Source organism: Mitsuaria sp. GD03876, assembly GCF_029840635.1.
In the GTDB taxonomy this organism is placed as follows: Bacteria; Pseudomonadota; Gammaproteobacteria; order Burkholderiales; family Burkholderiaceae_C; genus Roseateles.
In genome coordinates this window covers 1-15676 of record NZ_JAOCCU010000052.1, presented here as the reverse complement: position 1 = coordinate 15676, position 15676 = coordinate 1, and the positions used below count along the sequence as shown (strand labels likewise).

Here is a 15676-nt window from a genome sequence, read left to right as displayed (position 1 = left end):
GGGTCTCCGCGTCGCGGCGTCAGGACATCAACAAGCTCAGATCGCCGTGACGACGACCGTGGAGCGGTTGTTTTCGCCCTTGACAGCGAAGGACACGGTGCCGTCGATCAGCGCGAACAGCGTGTGGTCCTTGCCCATGCCCACGTTGGTGCCGGCGTGGAACTTCGTGCCGCGTTGGCGGACGATGATCGAACCCGCCGAGACGGTCTGGCCGCCGAACACCTTGACGCCCAGCATCTTGGGCTTCGAGTCGCGGCCGTTTCGAGTTGAGCCGCCGCCTTTTTTCTGTGCCATGGATTACTCCTTGATCAGATTGCGTGAGAGTCGAGGATCAGCCGTTGACCGCGCTGATTTCCAGCTCGGTGAACGTCTGGCGATGGCCTTGGCTCTTCTTGTAGTGCTTGCGACGACGCAGCTTGAAGATGCGCACCTTGTCGTGCTTGCCATGAGCCACCACGGTGGCCTTGACGCTCGCGCCCGCAACCAAGGGAGTCCCGATCTTCAGGTCGCCGCCGTTTCCGACAGCCAGCACCTGGTCGATCACGATCTCTTGGCCAACTTCCGCAGCAATCTGTTCTACCTTGATCTTTTCGCCAGCAGCAACCTTGTATTGCTTGCCACCGGTTTTTATGACCGCGTACATATCAGCCCTTTCACATGAAGGCGCCGGGGAGGATTCCGCCGATCGCCCAAGAAAAAACACCGCACCGAAATGCAGAGCCCGCGAATGTAGCACAGGACCCCTCCCCCATGCAAACCCTGAGGCGGCGCGAGCCCCGTGGCCATCGGCGCTGGCGGGCGTCGGGCGTGGAATCCGGCACGGCGGCGACGCGGTTCGGCGGCTCCCCGCGACCGGCGCGCGCGCCTTCCTATAATCCGCGCTTCCCCTCACAGTGAGTCCAGAGTGCAGCCCATTGCCTCTACCCCCGTTTCCGAGGTCCTCGAGGCGCTGAACGCGCAGATGAACGAAGTCGATGCCGTGATCGCGCAACGGCTGCGCTCGGACGTCGCGCTGATCAACCAGATCTCCGCCTACATCATTCACGCGGGTGGCAAGCGCATGCGGCCCAAGCTGGTGCTGATGTTCGCCAACGCGCTGGGCGCCGACTCCCCCGCCAGCCGCGAACTCGCGGCGGTGGTCGAGTTCATCCACACCGCCACGCTGCTGCACGACGACGTCGTGGACGAGTCCGCGCTGCGCCGCGGCAAGCAGACCGCCAACGCGCTGTTCGGCAACGCGGCGAGCGTGCTGGTCGGCGACTTCCTGTATTCGCGCGCCTTCCAGATGATGGTGTCGGTGGACCGGATGCGGGTGCTCGAGGTGCTGGCCGACGCCACCAACGTGATCGCCGAAGGCGAGGTCCTGCAGTTGATGAACATGCACGACCCCGACGTCGCGGTCGAGAGCTACCTGCGGGTGATCCGCTACAAGACCGCCAAGCTGTTCGAGGCCAGCGCACGCCTGGGCGCGGTGCTGGCCGACGCGCCGCCCGCGCTCGAGGACGCCTGCGCCGGCTACGGCCGGGCGCTGGGCACCGCGTTCCAGCTGATCGACGACGCGCTGGACTACGAAGGCACCAGCGAGTCGCTGGGCAAGAACGTGGGCGACGACCTGCGCGAAGGCAAGCCGACGCTGCCGCTGCTGATCGCGATGGAGCGAGGCACCGACGGCGACCGCGCGCTGATCCGCCATGCCATCGAGCACGGCGAGGTCGAGCGCCTGCAGGACATCGTCGCGATCGTGCGCCGCACCGGCGCGCTGGAAGCGACGCGCGAGGCCGCCCGCGCGGAGGTCGCACAGGCGGTTCAACATTTGTCGTCGCTGCCCCTTTCCAAGTGGAAAGAAAGCCTGCTAGAATTTGCGGCTCAGTCGGTAGAGAGAAGTTCTTGAAACAACGCTCGATCGAGTGACCGAAAAACGGGGTGTAGCTTAGCCTGGTAGAGCGCTACGTTCGGGACGTAGAGGCCGGAGGTTCGAATCCTCTCACCCCGACCAGGACATCGAAAACGCCGCGAATCGCAAGGTTCGCGGCGTTTTTCTTTGCGCGTTCGGCGCGCGGGGTCAGGCCTTGCGCCGCGCGCGACGGGGCCAGTGTGGAGGTCTCGCACATTTCGCCCTCAATTTCCAGTGACCAAGGCCGAAATTGCACGAAGCGTCTGACTTCGGTGAATGCCAGGGACGCCCCTGCCATCGGCCCTTCGTTCATGGGGGTAAAGTGAGGGGCTGACCCGGCGTCCGTGCCGGGGTCCGGCAAGACCCAACCCGATGGCGATATCCGTGGACACCACTTTGGCCGAACCTCCTCAGTCCGCCCTGTCCGGCGTTGCCCGCGTGCTCGTGCATGCCGGCAAGCTCAAGCCGCAGGCCGCCGAGGACCTGGTCAAGCTGGCCCGGGAGAAGAAGACCAGCTTCGTCACCGCCGTGATCGCGTCCGGCGGCGTGTCGCCGACGGACCTGGCCCACACCTTGTCGCACGCGCTGGCGCTGCCGCTGCTGGACCTGAACGCGATCGACTCGCACAAGCTCCCGCAGAACATCATCGACGCCAAGCTGGCGACGCAGTACCAGGTCGTGGTGCTGGCCCGGCGGGGCAACCGGCTGTTCATCGGCGGCGCGGACCCGACCGAGCAGGAGGTCGTCGAGCGCATCAAGTTCGCGACCCAGCTGACGCCGGAATGGATCATCGTCGAGCACGACAAGCTCACGAAGCTGCTCGGCATCTCGGCCGCGTCGACCGCCGAGGCGCTGGAGGCGATCTCGGGCGAGGACTTCGACTTCGACATCGCCGAGGAGGAGACCGCCGCGCCCGAGGAGACGCAGGAGATCACCGACGTCGAGGACGCGCCGGTGGTGCGCTTCCTGCAGAAGATGCTGGTGGACGCCATCAACATGCGGGCGTCCGACCTCCACTTCGAGCCCTACGAGTACCACTACCGCGTCCGCTTCCGGGTCGACGGCGAACTGCGCGAGATCACGCAGCCGCCGATCGCGATCAAGGACAAGCTGTCGTCGCGCATCAAGGTGATCTCGCGGCTGGACATCTCCGAGCGCCGCGTCCCGCAGGACGGGCGCATGAAGCTGAAGTTCGGCTCCAAGGCGATCGACTTCCGGGTCTCGACGCTGCCCACGCTGTTCGGCGAGAAGATCGTGATCCGGATCCTGGATCCGTCCTCGGCCAAGCTCGGCATCGAGGCGCTGGGCTACGAGAAGATCGAGAAGGATCGGCTGCTGCAGTGCATCCACCGTCCTTACGGGATGATCCTGGTCACCGGGCCGACGGGTTCGGGCAAGACGGTGTCGCTGTACACCTGCCTGAACATCCTGAACCAGCCGGGGACCAACATCTCGACGGTCGAGGATCCGGCGGAAATCAACCTGCCCGGCATCAACCAGGTCAACGTCAACGACAAGGCCGGCCTGACCTTCGCGGCGGCGCTGAAGGCTTTCCTGCGCCAGGATCCCGACATCATCATGGTCGGCGAAATCCGGGACCTGGAGACCGCCGACATCGCGATCAAGGCCGCGCAGACCGGCCACATGGTGATGTCGACGCTGCACACCAACGATGCGCCGACGACGCTGACGCGCCTGTTGAACATGGGCGTGGCGCCGTTCAACATCGCGTCCAGCGTGCTGCTGATCACCGCGCAGCGCCTGGTGCGGCGGCTGTGCGAGAACTGCAAGGTGCCGGCCGAGTATCCGCGCGACGCGCTGCTGCGCGGCGGCTTCACCGAGTCGGACCTGGACGGCAGCTGGAAGCCGTACCGGGCGGTCGGCTGCTCGAATTGCAACAATGGTTATCGGGGACGTGTCGGTCTTTACCAAGTGATGCCCATCAGCGAGGCGATCCAGCGGATCATCCTCTCCGAGGGAACGGCCATGGACATTGCCGAGCAGGCTCGGGCGGACGGCGTCCGCGACCTGCGGCAGTCCGGGCTGGTGAAGGCCCGGCTGGGCGTCACGACACTGGAAGAGGTGCTGGCGGCCACCAACGAATGAGCCCTGTCGCATGACGCGGCGCCCGCGGGTGCCGCGTTCGTGCGTCTGGCGTCGGGCCACCGGGACCGTTCGAACGAGTCAAAGATTGGGAGCGCCGCGCTCGCGGCGCGACGGCAGGAGGCGATATGGCAACGACCACCGCGGGCGCCAAGGGCGCAGCCAAGGGCATCAAGGAATTCATCTTCGAGTGGGAAGGCAAGGACCGCAACGGCAAGATCGTTCGCGGTGAGATGCGCGCCGGCGGCGAGGCAGTCGTCAGCGCGTCGCTGCGGCGCCAGGGCATCCTGGTCACGAAGGTGAAGAAGCGCCGGGGTTCTTCCGGCAGCTCGATCAAGCAGAAGGACATCGCGGTCTTCACGCGCCAGCTCGCGACGATGATGCGCGCCGGCGTGCCGCTGCTGCAGGCTTTCGACATCGTCGCCCGGGGCAGTCCGAATCCCCGCCTGACCAAGCTGCTGAACGACATCCGCCAGGACGTCGAGACTGGTACTTCGCTGTCCTCGGCGTTCCGCAAGCATCCGCTGCACTTCGACGCGCTGTACTGCAACCTGGTCGAGGCCGGCGAGCAGGGCGGCATCCTGGAGGCGCTGCTGGACCGGCTGGCGATCTACCAGGAGAAGACGGTCGCGCTGAAGAGCAAGATCAAGTCGGCGCTGACCTACCCGATCGCGGTGCTGATCGTGGCCTTCGTCGTGACGGCGGTGATCATGATCTTCGTGATTCCGGCGTTCAAGACGGTGTTCAAGTCCTTCGGTGCCGACCTGCCGGCGCCGACGCTGTTCGTGATGGCGGTCTCGGAGATCTTCGTCGCCTATTGGTGGCTGATCTTCGGCGTCATCGGCGGCGGCCTGTACTTCTTCTTCCAGAGCTGGAAGCGCTCCGAGAAGATGCAGAAGTTCATGGACCGGCTGCTGCTCAAGATCCCGGTGTTCGGGGCCCTGTTGTACAAGTCCGCGGTGGCGCGCTGGACCCGTACGCTGGCGACGATGTTCGCCGCGGGCGTGCCGTTGGTGGAGGCGCTGGACTCGGTGGGCGGCGCCTCGGGCAACGCGGTGTTCGTCGAGGCCACGGAGAAGATCCAGCGCGACGTGTCGACCGGCGCCTCGCTGACGACGTCGATGCAGACGACCGGCGTCTTCCCAATCATGGTGTTGCAGATGTCCTCGATCGGCGAGGAATCGGGCGCGCTGGACCACATGCTGGGCAAGGCGGCGGACTTCTATGAAGAAGAGGTGGACGACGCGGTGAAGGCGCTGTCCAGCCTCATGGAGCCGATCATCATCGTGTTCCTCGGCACGTTGATCGGGGGCATCGTGATCTCGATGTACCTCCCGATCTTCAAGCTGGGCGCGGTGGTGTAAGAGTGCTGGACCCGACCCTGCTGGAGGCCTTGCTGTCGCCCGCGTACCTCGGCCTGATCGGCCTGTGCGTGGGCAGCTTCCTGAACGTCGTCATCTATCGCCTGCCGGTCATGATGGGACGAGCCTGGTTGGCCGATTGCGCCGACCAACTGGCCCAGGAAGACGATCTGCGCGCGCACGCCGGCCTCGACGCGACCCAGGCCCAACGCCTGGCCGCGACGGCGGTGCCGCTGCGCGAGGCGCTTGAGCGCCAGCCGGCGTTCTCGCTGATCCGCCCGGCCTCGCGCTGCCCGCATTGCGGCCATCGGCTGAAGTGGCACGAGAACCTGCCGCTGCTGGGCTGGCTGCGGCTGCGGGGCAAGTGCGCGTCGTGCCGGGCGCCGATCTCCGCGCGCTACCCATTCGTCGAGCTGCTGACCGGCCTGCTGTTCGCCGGCATCGCCTGGCGGCTCGGTCCACAGCCGGCGACCTTGCTGTACTGCGGTTTCGCCGCGGCGTTGGTGGCGCTCGCGGGCATCGACTGGGATACCACGCTGCTGCCCGACAGCATCAACCAGCCACTGCTGTGGGCGGGCCTGATCGCGGCCTACGCGGGCTGGATTCCGGTCTCCCTGCCGGACGCGCTGATCGGCGCGCTGGCGGGCTACCTGTCGCTGTGGTCGATCTACTGGGCCTTCAAGCTGGCGACCGGCAAGGAAGGCATGGGCTACGGCGACTTCAAGCTGCTGGCCGCGCTGGGCGCCTGGCTGGGCTGGCAGATGGTGCTGCCGGTGGCGCTGTCGGCGTCGCTGATCGGCGCGGTCGTCGGCATCGGCCTCAAGGTCAGCGGCGGGCTGCGCGAGGGTCGGTATGTCCCCTTCGGCCCGTTCCTGGCCGGCGGCGGCCTGGCGGTGCTGCTGATCGGGACCGCGCAGGTCGCGGTCTGGCTGGGACTGCAGCCGGGCTGAGCCGGCCTCGGAGCGGATCGTGCGCATCGGCCTGACCGGCGGCATCGGCAGCGGCAAGAGCACCGTCGCGGCGGCGCTGGTCGAGTTCGGCGGCGCGCTGCTGGTGGACACGGACGCGATCTCGCGCGGCCTCACGTTGCCGGGCGGCGCAGCGATGCCCGCGATCGCGGCGCGTTTCGGCGCGGCCTTCGTCGCGTCGGACGGCGCGCTGGACCGGGGCGCGATGCGCGAACTGGCGTTCCGGGATCCGGAGGCCAAGCGCGCGCTCGAGGGCATCCTGCATCCGATGATCGGTGCCGAGACGGCGCGCCAGGCGGCGCTTGCCGCGCCGAGGCAACGGATCGTGTTCGACGTGCCGCTGCTGGTCGAGTCCGGCCGCTGGCGGCGACAGGTCGATCGCGTGCTGGTCGTCGACTGCGGCGAGGACACGCAGGTCGCGCGCGTGATGGCGCGTTCGGGCCTGAGCGAAGCGGCGGCGCGGGCCATCCTCGCGCAGCAGGCGACCCGCACTCAGCGGCGCGCGGCCGCGGACGCGGTCATCCACAACGACGGCCTCACGCTGCCGCAACTCCGCGATGAGGTCCGGGCGCTGCTGACCAGTCCCTTGTTCTGACCACCCCTCACCCGATCGGGGTGATGCGCTGGCGTGCTGTGGAACAATGGCCCCTTGCCGCAAAGGGATGGTCGATTTGGTCCTCTACGAATACCCGTTCAACGAGAGCATCCGCACGATGCTCAGGCTCGAACACCTGTTCGATCGGCTGGGACAGTTGATGGCGCGCGACACCGCGATGGACCACCACTTCGCGCTGGCCACCATCTTCGAGGTGATGGATGTCGCCTCGCGGGCCGACCTGAAGGCGGACCTGCTGAAGGACCTGGACCGTCACCGCACGCAATTCAATGGGTACCGCGGCAATCCGGCGGTCTCGGAAGCGTTGTTGGACGAGGTGGTCGGCCGCATCGACGCGGCGTTCGACAAGCTCAACCAGTTGCCCGGCAAGGCGGGCCACGCGCTCACGACGAATGAGTGGCTGATGAGCATCCGGAGCCGGATCTCGATTCCGGGCGGCACCTGTGAATTCGACCTTCCCGCGTACTACGCGTGGCAGCAGCTGCTGCCGGTGCGCCGCCGCAACGACCTGATGCAGTGGGCGCAGACGCTGATGCCGATGGCCGAGGCGCTGAACGTGCTGCTGGGGTTGTTGCGGGACAGCGGCTCGCCGCACAAGGTGGCGGCGCATGGGGGCCAGTACCAGCAGAGCCTGCCGCCGGGCCGGAGTTTCCAGCTGCTGCGCATGAAGATCGATCCGAGCCTGGGGCTGATCCCCGAGATCAGCGGACATCGCCTGATGGTGTCGATCCGGCTGATGCGTCAGGACGAGGATGGCCGCTTGAAACCGGCGCCGGTGGACGCCACTTTTGAACTGACCCTGTGTTCCTGACAAGCCGTACCGTCATGACCGAACGATTCATTCCTGCCACGCCGGCGCCCCGCATCGTCCCCTGCCCCACCTGTGGTGGCGACAGTCTCTTCTCCCCGAGCAACCTGTGGCGCCCTTTCTGCAGCGAGCGTTGCCGCCAGATCGACCTGGGCCACTGGTCCGACGAGTCGTTCCGCGTCGCTGCCCCTCCGACGACTGAGAACGAGGACGACGCCTCGAAGTAAGAGAAGGCGCCCCCACCTGGATCGACCCGACCGGGGGCCCTCTTCGGAGGTATTAGGAGGAATTTGGCACCCGGGAGGGTGCCAAAGGGGGACATGGAGAAGAGGGCCCCCGGTTGGGTCGATCGTGCTCGGTGATCTCAGGACGGGAGCAACTCCCGCCGCACCAAGTCCAGCCGAGCAAGCTCAGGCGTCGTGAACAGATGGGTGTTCCACCCGAGTTCATTCGCTTTCGCGATGTTGGCCGGATGGTCATCGAGGAACAGCACCTCCTCCGCCTTCGCCCCGAACTGTTCGAGCGCCAGGTCGAAGATTTCCTTCGACGGCTTGGACTGCTTGACCCGTCCCGAGAACACCCCCGACACGAACCACTCCTTCAGCGGGAAGGTCTGCTCGAGGAAATCGGCGTAGGGCTCGGGCATGTTGGACAAGAAGTGCAGCGTGTGCCCTTGCGCCTTGAGCTCGCCGATCAACGCGGCGGTGCCTTCGATGAGCTTGAGCTCCGACGGCACGGCGTCCATCACCGCGACGATCTCCTCGCGCGGCCAGCCGGTGCGGGCATGGATGCGGTCGGCGGTGGTCGGGGCGTCGATCAGCCCTTGGTCGAACGCGCCCCAGTCGCCGCTGTAGGCCTGGAAGAAGTCCTTGGCGACTTCCGCGCCAACGTCCTCGTCGGCGACGCGATGGGCCCAGACGCGGGCCAGGAAGCTCGGCGGGTGCCAGTGGAACAGCACCGCGCCGAAGTCGAACACGATCTTCATCTGTTGGGATCTCTACTGCTTGAGGGGGAGGAAGGGATCAGCCGCGCACCTTCGCGAGCAGCCCGGCGGTGGAGCCGTCCAGGCCCGACGCGTCGCCGCTGCCCAGGCGCGGCAGCAGGCTGTTGCAGAGCGCCTTGCCGAGTTCCACGCCCCACTGGTCGAAGCTGTTGATGTTCCAGACGGCACCGCTGACGAACACGCGGTGCTCGTACAGCGCGATCAACGCGCCCAGCGAGGACGGCGTCAGCGCCTCCAGCAACAGCGTCGTGCTGGGCCGGTTGCCGGGGAAGCTGCGATGGCGGGCGAGCACATCGCGGTCGAGGTCCTGGGACGCGGTCGGCGCCGATTCGGCGCGCGCGGCTTCGGCGGTCTTGCCCTGCATCAGCGCCTGCGACTGCGCCAGGCAGTTCGCGAGCAGCTTCACGTGCTGGTCCTTGAGCTTGTCCAGCAGCTCGCCGCGCACGTGGTCGCCGAAGTTCGGCGTCTTCACCGCGATGAACTCCACCGGGATCACGTCGGTGCCCTGGTGCAGCATCTGGAAGTAGGCGTGCTGGCCGTTGGTGCCGGCCTCGCCCCAGACGACGGGGCTGGTGCCGAAGGCGAGCGGCTCGCCCTCGCGGTCGACGCCCTTGCCGTTGCTTTCCATCTCCAGTTGCTGGAGGTAGGCCGGCAGCCGGCGCAGGCCCTGGTGATAGGGCGCGACCGAGCGGCTGGTGAAGCCGTGGAAGTTGCGGTACCAGACGTCGATCAGCCCCAGCAGCACCGGCAGGTTGCGCTCCAGCGGCGCCTCGCGGAAGTGCCGGTCCATCGCATGCGCGCCGGCGAGCAGCGCGCGGAAGTTGTCGGCGCCGACGGCGATCGCGATCGGCAGGCCGATCACCGACCACAGCGAGTAGCGACCGCCGACCCAGTCCCAGAAGCCGAAGGTGGTGTCGATGCCGAACTCGGCGGCGGCCTTGGCGTTGCTGGTCGTCGCGGCGAAGTGCTTCGCGATGTCCGTGCCGCCGTTCTGCTGGAACCAGGCCTTCGCGGCCCTCGCGTTGGCCAGGGTTTCCTGCGTCGTGAAGGTCTTGGACGCGACGATGAACTGCGTCGTCCTCGGATCCAGCCCGCGCAGCACCGGGGCCAGGTCATGACCGTCGACGTTGGAGACGAAGTGCAGCTTCAGCCCGGCCGGCACGTACGACTGCAGCGCCTGGACGACCATCGCCGGCCCGAGGTCCGAGCCGCCGATGCCGATGTGCACGACGTCGGTGATGCCGCTGGCCGAGCGGTCGCGCACGCGCTCGGCGAAGGCCAGCATGCGCGCCAGCGAGGCCTGCACCTCGTCCGAGAACGGCCCCTGCCCCGCCGGCGCGCGCAGCGCCGTGTGCAGCACCGCGCGGCCTTCGGTCGCGTTGATCGGATCGCCGTTGAACAGCGCCTCGCGCTGCGCCGGCAGCTGCACGTCCCGGGCAAGTTGCAGCAGCAGTTCCAGCGCGCGGGCGTCGATGCGGTTCTTCGACAGGTCCGCGAACACCTCCGGCGCCTGCAGCGACCAGGCGCCGAAGCGCTCCGGGTCGGCCGCGAAGGCCTGGCGCACGTCGAACGCGCGGCCGGATTGCTGGAAATGGGTGTGCAAGGCCGCCCAGGTCGGGCTGCGGTCGCAACGCGGGAACTCGGTCATCGCAGGCTTTCGATCATCTGGTCCAGTTTGCCGGCGTCGGCGGCAAACAGGCGGATGCCTTCGGCCAGCTTCTCGGTGGCCATGGCGTCCTGGTTGAGGGCGAAGCGGAACGCCGCCTCGTTGAAGGAAACCTTGGGCAAATCCAGCGCCTTGGCGGCGTCGGCGTCCAGCGCGCGCACGAGCGGCACCTCGCTGGCCTGGAGCTGCGCCAGCAGGTCGGGGCTGATGGTCAGCAGGTCGCAGCCGGCCAGCGCCTGGATCTGGCCGATGTTGCGGAAGCTCGCGCCCATCACCTCGGTGGCGATGCCCTGCTTCTTGAAGTAGTTGTAGATCGCGGCGACCGACTTCACGCCGGGGTCGTTGACGCCGGCGCTGGCGGCCTCGTCCCAGGCCGCGCCGGCGGATTTCTTGTACCAGTCGTAGATCCGGCCGACGAAGGGCGAGATCAGCTGGATGCCGTTCTCGCCGCAGGCCACCGCCTGGCAGAAGGAGAACAGCAGCGTCAGGTTGGTGTGGATGCCTTCGAGCTCCAGCTCGCGCGCGGCCTGGATGCCTTCCCAGGTCGAGGCGATCTTGATCAGCACCCGGTCGCGGCCGATGCCGGCGTCCTCGTACATCTGGATCAGGCGGCGCGCGCGCGCCAGCGTGCCCACGGTGTCGAAGCTCAGGCGCGCGTCCACCTCGGTCGACACGCGGCCCGGCACGACCTTCAGGATCTCCAGGCCGAAGGCCACCAGCACCTTGTCCACGACCAGGTCCAGCGCGTCGGTCTTGCTGGCGGCGACGGTGTCCTCGAGCAGGTGGGCGTAGTCCGGCGACTGCACGGCCTTGAGGATCAGCGACGGGTTGGTCGTCGCGTCGCGCGGCGTGAACTGCGCCAGTTGCTTGAAGTTGCCGGTGTCGGCGACGACGGTGGTGAAGGCCTTGAGTTGTTCGAGCTGGTTCATGAGCGTGGCGGAAGTGAGGGAATCGGCTTTGCCCGCAGGCGGGAAACCCCGTATTAGACCCGCTCGTGCCGAGCGGTCCGGATGCCGGGTGGCACGTTGACCGGCCCAAGAAACTGGGGCATCATAATTCCGGTAACTTCGTTACATCAAGACATCGCCAACAACTCTTACGCCCGGATGCGGGCGCCGCGCCCATGTCCTTCGATCTCGTCTTTTTTGGTGGCACCGGTGACCTGACCTGGCGCAAGCTGATGCCCGCGCTCTTCCAGGCGTTCCGCCACGGCAAGCTGCCCGAGGGCGGCCGCATCCTGGCCGTCGCCCGCGACGAGCAGTCCGACGAGCGCTACCGCGAATGGCTCAAGGAGCGCTTCCAGGAGGTCGAGGCCGGCAAGCGGCCCAACGACGACGAGTTCGCCCGCTTCTCCGAGCTGGTGCATTACCGCCGCATGGACCTGTCCCAGCCGGAGCACTACGCGCGGCTCAAGGAATGGCTGGGCGAGCGCAACGCCGACACGGTCGTGTTCTATCTGGCCACCAGCCCCCACCTGTTCACGCAGATCTGCCAGCAGCTCGGCGCGGCCGGGCTGAACGGCCAGAACGTGCGCGTGGTGCTGGAGAAGCCGCTGGGCCACGACCTGGCCAGCGCGCAGGAGATCAACCGCGTCGTGCGCTCGGTGTTCGCCGAGACGCAGGCCTTCCGCATCGACCATTACCTGGGCAAGCCGTCGGTGCAGAACCTGATGGCGCTGCGCTTCGGCAACGCGCTGTTCGAGCCGCTGTGGCGCCGCGAGAGCATCGCCAACATCCAGATCACGCTGGCCGAGGGCCTGGGCGTCGGTACCCGCGGGCCCTTCTACGACGGCACCGGCGCGCTGCGCGACATGATCCAGAACCATGCGCTGCAGCTGCTGACGATGATCGCGATGGAGGCGCCGTCCAGCAACGACGCCGACGCGATCCGCGACGAGAAGCTCAAGGTGCTGCGCGCGCTCAAGCCCTTCACCGCGGAAAGCGTCGCTCGCGACGTCGTGCGCGGCCAGTACCGCGCCGGCAACGTCGACGGCAAGCAGGTCCCCGGCTACCTGGACGAGGGCAAGATCCCCGCGGACAGCCACACCGAGACCTTCGTCGCGCTCAAGACCGAGATCCAGAACTGGCGCTGGGCCGGCGTGCCCTTCTACCTGCGCACCGGCAAGCGGCTGGCCGCGCGCGACGCGCAGATCGTCATCAACTTCCGCCCGGTGCCGCATCCGATCTTCCCGGGCAGCAGCTGCCCGAACCGGCTGATCATCAAGCTGCAGCCCGAGGACGGCCTGGAGCTGCAGTTGATGGCCAACAAGGGCGGTTCCAGCAACGAGGCGCTGAGCCCCGTGTCGCTGGACCTGGACTTCGACAAGGCCTTCGCCCACACCCGCGTCGGCGCCTACGAGCGGCTGCTGCTGGACGCGATCGCCGGGCGCCTGAACCTGTTCGTGCGCAGCGACGAGCAGGAGCAGGCCTGGCGCTGGGTCGAGCCGATCCTGAACTTCTGGAAGCAGGACAGCACCGGTCCGCGTACCTACGTCGCCGGCAGCTGGGGTCCGCCGGCCTCGAGCGCGCTGGTGGCGCGCGACGGCCACTCCTGGATCGAGGAATGCTGACGCGATGAGCATGCTCGAACGCATCAAGGCGGCGCTCCCGGCGCTGCCGCCCGCCGAACAACGCGTGGCCAAGCTGTTGCTGGCGGATCCGCGCTCGTTCGCGAACCTGCCGGTCAGCGAACTGGCCGACCGCTCGCATGTCAGCAAGCCCACGGTGGTGCGCTTCTGCCGCAGCGTCGGCTACGACGGCCTGGCGGACTTCAAGCTCAAGCTCGCCGGCAGCGTCAACGAGGGCGTGCCCTTCGTCCATCGCGCCGTCGACGAGGACGACAAGCCCGGCGACCTGATCGTCAAGGTGGTCGACAACGCCGTCGCGGCGCTGCTGCACTACCGCAACGACGCCGCCAGCCATGCCTTCGAACGCGCCATCGCGGCGCTGGCGGAGACCGCGCGGCAGCGCCAGCGCATCGAGTTCTACGGCGTCGGCAACTCCGGCATCGTGGCGCAGGACGCGCAGCACAAGTTCTTCCGGCTCGGCGCCAACACCTTCGCCTGCGCCGACGGCCATGTGCAGCTGATGAGCGCGACGATGCTGGGCCCGGGCGACTGCGCGGTGATCATCTCCAACTCGGGCCGCAGCCGCGACCTGATGGACGCCGCCGAGATCGCCCGCAAGAAGGGCGCGACGACCATCATCATCACCGCCAGCGGTTCGCCGCTGGCCCAGATGGGTCAGTTGCCCGGCCAGGTGCTGCTGGCCGTCGACCACCCCGAGGACTACGACCGCTACAGCCCGATGGTGTCGCGGCTGCTGCACCTGATCGTGGTGGACGTGCTGACCACCGGCGTCGCGCTGCGGCTGGGCGAGAACCTCCGCCCGATGCTGCAGGAGATCAAGCGCAACCTGCGCACTAAGCGCTACGCGCAGTGAGCGTCGCGGCGAGCTCGTCAGGACGAGCCGCCTGATGAAAGGCAAACGGGCCGCGGTTCCATGAACCGCGGCCCGTTCTCATTGGGGACGCGTCGTCGCGCTCAGGCGAGCTCGGCGGGCGCGGCCGCGTCGGGCCAGAACAGGTGTTCCAGCGCATAGACCCGGGCCAGCTCGCGCAGCGCGCGCGGCGGCTGCAGCAGCGTCAGCTGCCAGCCGTCCTGGCCGCACAGCCGCAGCGCGCTCAGCAACAGGCTCAGCGCCGCCGAGTCGAAGTCGTTGAGCCCGCTCGCATCGAGGCTGACGCCGCGGCCGGCGGCATTGCCGACCTGCGCCAGCTCGGCGCGCAGCGCGCCTTCCAGTCGCGCCCACTCCTCGGGCACGTTGTCCAGGCGCAGCCGCGACGGCAGCTTCAGCATCGCCTCAGCCCTTCTTCGCGCCCGAGGCGGCCGATGCCGGACGCGCGTTGCGCTCGGCCAGCGACTTGATCAGGCCATCGATGCCCTTGGCGTTGATTTCCTGCGCGAAGCTGTTCTTGTACTGATCGGCCAGCCAGATGCCCAGCACGTTCACGTCGTAGATCTTCCAGCCGGCGTCGGTCTTCTCCAGGCGGTAGTCCAGCTGGATCGGATCGCCCTTGCCGCGGATCTCGGTGCGCACGATGACCTCGGTGTCCTCCGGCGCGGCGCGCATCGGCTTCATCGCGATGGTCTGGTCCTTCACCTGCGTCAGCGCGCCGGCATAGGTGCGCACCAGCAGCGTCTTGAACTCGTCCTGCAGGCGCTGCTTCTGCTCCGGCGTCGCCTGGCGCCAGAAGCGGCCCACGGCCGTCGCGGTGATGCGCTGGAAGTCGACATGCGGCATGACCTTGGTGTCGACCAGCTGCATGATCTTGCTGACGTCGCCGCCCTGGATGGACTTGTCGCCCTTGACGGCGTCCAGCGTCTCGATCGACAGCTGCTTGATCAGCTGATCGGGTGCGGATCCGTCGGCCGCGAACGAGGCCAGCGGGCTCAGCGCGGCGATCGAGACCAGCGCCTTCATCAGCAGTCGTTTGGTGGCATTCATGCTTGTCCTTTCTCTCTCTCTTTTCATGACACGGCTCCCTCGGCAACGCGGCAAGTCCGGTGCCGGTTCACCATCCGCCCGCGGGCAGACGCTACCGGTTGTTTCCGCGGTTCAGCGGTCGCCCTGGGGATTCACAGGCTTCTCGTCGGGCGTGATGACCTCGTAGTCATCCTCTTCTTCCTGTTCCTTGTGCGTCTTGACGTTGCGGCGCTGCAGGTAGGCGTCCCGGATGAACGTGTACTTGTCCAGCGCGATGCCGTCCAGCATGTCGGTCACGCGCAGCAGGTTGGCGCGGGTGTTGACCAGCTGCAGCGCGCTGATCGCGAACTTGTATTCGCCGTCGTCGAAGAGGTAGGCCGGCGAGTAATACACGTTGACCGGCAGCGTCACCGAGTCGCGCAGCGACGACGGGCCGAGCACCGGCCAGACGATGTACGGCCCGGTCTTGACGCCCCAGTAGCCGAGCGTGCGGCCCAGGTCCTCGGAGGTCTTCTCCAGGCCCGAGGGCGTGGCGATGTCGATCAGGCCGGCCAGGCCGAACACCGAGTTCACCGCCACCCGCATCGTCGTCGTCGCGCCGGTCTTGAAGCGGCCCTGCAGGAACAGGTTGACCGCCGACCAGGCGTCGGAGAAGTTGCCGAAGAAGTTGTCCACCGCCTGGCGCGCCGGCTGCGGCACGAGGTCCGAGTAGGCGGTCGCGACCGGCTTCAGGACGTTCTCGTCGAGCTTCTCGTTGAAGTTGAAGACCTTGC

17 protein-coding genes and 1 tRNA gene are annotated in these 15676 nt (G+C 67.4%); 10 read left to right on the top strand and 8 right to left on the bottom strand.

Going from position 1 to position 15676, the window contains the following annotated elements:
• Window positions 1–36 precede the first annotated feature (36 nt).
• On the bottom strand, window positions 37–294 hold the full coding sequence (rpmA, locus tag N5D62_RS24140) for a 50S ribosomal protein L27 (protein ID WP_279760501.1): 258 nt from the start codon (window positions 292–294) through the stop codon (window positions 37–39).
• Between the two features lie 37 nt (window positions 295–331).
• A complete protein-coding gene (rplU, locus tag N5D62_RS24135) occupies window positions 332–643 on the bottom strand; it encodes a 50S ribosomal protein L21 (RefSeq protein ID WP_279760500.1) in 312 nt (103 codons plus the stop codon).
• A 318-nt stretch (window positions 644–961) separates the two neighbouring features.
• Here rplU and N5D62_RS24130 point away from each other — a divergent pair, with 318 nt between their 5' ends.
• The 8 genes from N5D62_RS24130 (at window position 962) to N5D62_RS24095 (ending at window position 7977) form a co-directional block, all read left to right on the top strand.
• The gene (locus tag N5D62_RS24130; RefSeq protein WP_279760499.1) at window positions 962–1891 is read left to right on the top strand and encodes a polyprenyl synthetase family protein; all 930 of its coding nucleotides are present in this window, start codon (window positions 962–964) and stop codon (window positions 1889–1891) included.
• A 28-nt stretch (window positions 1892–1919) separates the two neighbouring features.
• Window positions 1920–1996 (top strand) — tRNA-Pro (locus tag N5D62_RS24125).
• Between the two features lie 270 nt (window positions 1997–2266).
• On the top strand, window positions 2267–4000 hold the full coding sequence (gene pilB, locus N5D62_RS24120; RefSeq protein WP_279760497.1) for a type IV-A pilus assembly ATPase PilB: 1734 nt from the start codon (window positions 2267–2269) through the stop codon (window positions 3998–4000).
• Between the two features lie 125 nt (window positions 4001–4125).
• Window positions 4126–5361 (top strand): type II secretion system F family protein, encoded by a 1236-nt coding sequence (locus N5D62_RS24115; RefSeq protein ID WP_279760496.1) that lies wholly within the window; start codon window positions 4126–4128, stop codon window positions 5359–5361.
• A 2-nt stretch (window positions 5362–5363) separates the two neighbouring features.
• A complete protein-coding gene (locus N5D62_RS24110; protein WP_279760495.1) occupies window positions 5364–6308 on the top strand; it encodes an A24 family peptidase in 945 nt (314 codons plus the stop codon).
• Window positions 6309–6324: 16 nt separating this feature from the next.
• On the top strand, window positions 6325–6921 hold the full coding sequence (gene coaE, locus N5D62_RS24105) for a dephospho-CoA kinase (RefSeq protein ID WP_279760528.1): 597 nt from the start codon (window positions 6325–6327) through the stop codon (window positions 6919–6921).
• Between the two features lie 76 nt (window positions 6922–6997).
• Window positions 6998–7753, top strand: a complete 756-nt coding sequence (zapD, locus tag N5D62_RS24100; RefSeq protein ID WP_279760527.1) for a cell division protein ZapD — start codon at window positions 6998–7000, stop codon at window positions 7751–7753.
• Between the two features lie 14 nt (window positions 7754–7767).
• A complete protein-coding gene (locus N5D62_RS24095) occupies window positions 7768–7977 on the top strand; it encodes a DNA gyrase inhibitor YacG (RefSeq protein WP_279760494.1) in 210 nt (69 codons plus the stop codon).
• A 137-nt stretch (window positions 7978–8114) separates the two neighbouring features.
• Here N5D62_RS24095 and N5D62_RS24090 read toward each other — a convergent pair whose 3' ends face one another.
• From N5D62_RS24090 to tal, 3 genes are read right to left on the bottom strand one after another with little or no spacing between them, the layout of a single operon-like run.
• Window positions 8115–8735: an HAD family phosphatase gene (locus N5D62_RS24090; protein ID WP_279760493.1), complete on the bottom strand. Its 621-nt coding sequence runs from the start codon at window positions 8733–8735 to the stop codon at window positions 8115–8117.
• 37 nt (window positions 8736–8772) lie between these two features.
• Entirely contained in the window at window positions 8773–10401 is a 1629-nt protein-coding gene (pgi, locus tag N5D62_RS24085) for a glucose-6-phosphate isomerase (protein WP_279760492.1), read from the bottom strand.
• Window positions 10398–11348 carry a transaldolase gene (gene tal / locus N5D62_RS24080; RefSeq protein ID WP_279760491.1) on the bottom strand — a complete coding sequence of 317 codons (951 nt, stop codon included), beginning with the start codon at window positions 11346–11348 and terminating at the stop codon, window positions 10398–10400. The genes pgi and tal overlap by 4 nt, the downstream gene beginning before the upstream one ends.
• 194 nt (window positions 11349–11542) lie before the next feature.
• On the opposite strand from tal, the gene zwf reads away from it, so the two are divergent.
• Window positions 11543–12988, top strand: coding sequence for a glucose-6-phosphate dehydrogenase (gene zwf / locus N5D62_RS24075; protein WP_279760490.1), 1446 nt, complete (start codon window positions 11543–11545; stop codon window positions 12986–12988).
• 10 nt (window positions 12989–12998) lie between these two features.
• On the top strand, window positions 12999–13859 hold the full coding sequence (locus N5D62_RS24070) for a MurR/RpiR family transcriptional regulator (RefSeq protein WP_279760526.1): 861 nt from the start codon (window positions 12999–13001) through the stop codon (window positions 13857–13859).
• A gap of 101 nt (window positions 13860–13960) precedes the next feature.
• Here N5D62_RS24070 and N5D62_RS24065 read toward each other — a convergent pair whose 3' ends face one another.
• The 3 genes from N5D62_RS24065 to N5D62_RS24055 all read right to left on the bottom strand — a co-directional run.
• Window positions 13961–14275 carry an STAS domain-containing protein gene (locus N5D62_RS24065; protein ID WP_279760489.1) on the bottom strand — a complete coding sequence of 105 codons (315 nt, stop codon included), beginning with the start codon at window positions 14273–14275 and terminating at the stop codon, window positions 13961–13963.
• A gap of 4 nt (window positions 14276–14279) precedes the next feature.
• Window positions 14280–14924, bottom strand: coding sequence for an ABC transporter substrate-binding protein (locus N5D62_RS24060; RefSeq protein ID WP_279760488.1), 645 nt, complete (start codon window positions 14922–14924; stop codon window positions 14280–14282).
• Between the two features lie 111 nt (window positions 14925–15035).
• The coding region (locus N5D62_RS24055; RefSeq protein WP_279760487.1) for a VacJ family lipoprotein at window positions 15036–15676 on the bottom strand (641 nt) is incomplete at its 5' end.

Excerpts from the sequence above, each read along its gene's own strand:
- N5D62_RS24115 (WP_279760496.1), top strand. The coding sequence starts at position 4,126 with ATGGCAACGACCACCGCGGGCGCCAAGGGCGCAGCCAAGGGCATCAAG.
- N5D62_RS24130 (WP_279760499.1), top strand. The coding sequence starts at position 962 with ATGAACGAAGTCGATGCCGTGATCGCGCAACGGCTGCGCTCGGACGTC.
- N5D62_RS24095 (WP_279760494.1), top strand. The coding sequence starts at position 7,768 with ATGACCGAACGATTCATTCCTGCCACGCCGGCGCCCCGCATCGTCCCC.
- N5D62_RS24065 (WP_279760489.1), bottom strand. The coding sequence starts at position 14,275 with ATGCTGAAGCTGCCGTCGCGGCTGCGCCTGGACAACGTGCCCGAGGAG.
- rplU (WP_279760500.1), bottom strand. The coding sequence starts at position 643 with ATGTACGCGGTCATAAAAACCGGTGGCAAGCAATACAAGGTTGCTGCT.
- zwf (WP_279760490.1), top strand. The coding sequence starts at position 11,543 with ATGTCCTTCGATCTCGTCTTTTTTGGTGGCACCGGTGACCTGACCTGG.
- N5D62_RS24070 (WP_279760526.1), top strand. The coding sequence starts at position 12,999 with ATGCTCGAACGCATCAAGGCGGCGCTCCCGGCGCTGCCGCCCGCCGAA.
- tal (WP_279760491.1), bottom strand. The coding sequence starts at position 11,348 with ATGAACCAGCTCGAACAACTCAAGGCCTTCACCACCGTCGTCGCCGAC.
- pilB (WP_279760497.1), top strand. The coding sequence starts at position 2,267 with ATGGCGATATCCGTGGACACCACTTTGGCCGAACCTCCTCAGTCCGCC.
- rpmA (WP_279760501.1), bottom strand. The coding sequence starts at position 294 with ATGGCACAGAAAAAAGGCGGCGGCTCAACTCGAAACGGCCGCGACTCG.
- N5D62_RS24090 (WP_279760493.1), bottom strand. The coding sequence starts at position 8,735 with ATGAAGATCGTGTTCGACTTCGGCGCGGTGCTGTTCCACTGGCACCCG.
- pgi (WP_279760492.1), bottom strand. The coding sequence starts at position 10,401 with ATGACCGAGTTCCCGCGTTGCGACCGCAGCCCGACCTGGGCGGCCTTG.
- N5D62_RS24060 (WP_279760488.1), bottom strand. The coding sequence starts at position 14,924 with ATGAATGCCACCAAACGACTGCTGATGAAGGCGCTGGTCTCGATCGCC.